Here is a 1,503-nt window from a genome sequence, read left to right as displayed (position 1 = left end):
CGTGCAGCACCGCCCGGTGCCGCATCACCGCCCGCGTCGTCAACAGCGAATACCCGACATCCACCACCCCCACCCCGGGACGCTCCTCCAGATAGGACAGCAGACGACCCGCCTGCCCCCGCAGAGCAGCCCGCGACCGCGCGGAGAGCACCCAGGGAACCGGCCCGTCCAGCACACCACCCCCCGCGGTGCCCGGCACGGCCTCCGCGGTGTCGGGGGCCTGCTCGAGGATGAGGTGGGCGTTGGTGCCGCTGATCCCGAACGAGGACACCCCCGCCCGGCGGGGACGACCGGTCTCCGGCCACCGCCGCGCCTCGGTCAACAACCGCACCTCACCCGCCGACCAATCAATACGCGGAGAAGGCTCATCCACATGCAGCGTCCTGGGCAGCACCCCCCGCCGCAACGCCTCCACCATCTTGATCACACCCGCCACCCCGGCCGCCGCCTGGGTATGCCCGATATTCGACTTCAACGACCCCAACCACAACGGCCGACCCTCAGGACGCCCCTGGCCATAGACGGCCAGCAACGCCTGCGCCTCGATCGGATCCCCCAACCGCGTCCCCGTCCCATGCCCCTCCACCACATCCACCTCGACCGCGGACAGCCGGGCATCAGCCAACGCCTGCCCGATCACCCGCTCCTGCGCCGGACCATTGGGCGCCGTCAACCCATTGGACGCACCATCCTGATTCACCGCCGACCCGCGAATCACCGCCAACACCCGACGCCCATGACGCACCGCGTCCGACAACCGCTCCAACACCACCACCCCCACACCCTCACCCCACCCCGTGCCATCGGCACCCGCCGCAAACGACTTGCACCGACCATCCGCCGCCAACCCCCGCTGACGACTGAAGTCCACAAAAGTGCCCGGCGTGGCCATCACCGTCACCCCACCCGCCAACGCCAGCGAACACTCCCCCCGCCGCAGCGCCTGCACCGCCAGATGCAACGCCACCAACGAAGAGGAACACGCGGTGTCCACCGTCACCGCCGGACCCTCCAACCCGAAGGTGTACGCCACCCGCCCGGAGACGACACTGGCCGCATCCGCCGTCCCCCGAAACCCCTCCACCTCCGCGGGCAACACCCGCAACCGCGCCAGATAATCGTGGTACATCACCCCCGCGAACACCCCGGCACGCGTCCCACGCACCGAGTCCGGAGCGATACCCGCCCGCTCCAACGCCTCCCACACCACCATCAACAGCAACCGCTGCTGCGGATCCATCGCCAACGCCTCACGCGGCGAAATCCCGAACAACTCCGCATCGAACCCACCCGCACCGTGCAGGAAACCACCCTCCCGTGCGTAGCTCCTGCCGTGGGCGTCGGGGTCCGGTGAGTAGAGCCCCTCCACATCCCAGCCCCGGTCCACCGGAAACCCCGACACCCCATCCCCACCCGAAGCAACCAACCGCCACAGATCCTCCGGCGACTCCACCCCACCGGGAAAACGACACCCCATCCCCACCACCGCAACCCCCTCACCGG

The 1,503-nt window shown here is 69.7% G+C and carries 1 protein-coding gene; it reads right to left on the bottom strand.

Annotated features, from left to right (window positions below):
* A partial coding sequence (locus QC029_RS30375; protein WP_279559067.1) for a type I polyketide synthase occupies positions 1 to 1,503 on the bottom strand: 1,503 nt, incomplete at both ends.

The sequence above is a fragment of the Streptomyces sp. DH37 genome, assembly GCF_029813835.1.
Taxonomy (GTDB): domain Bacteria; phylum Actinomycetota; class Actinomycetes; order Streptomycetales; family Streptomycetaceae; genus Streptomyces.
Note: the sequence above shows the minus strand (reverse complement) of the source record. Positions and strands in the feature narration are given on the sequence as shown.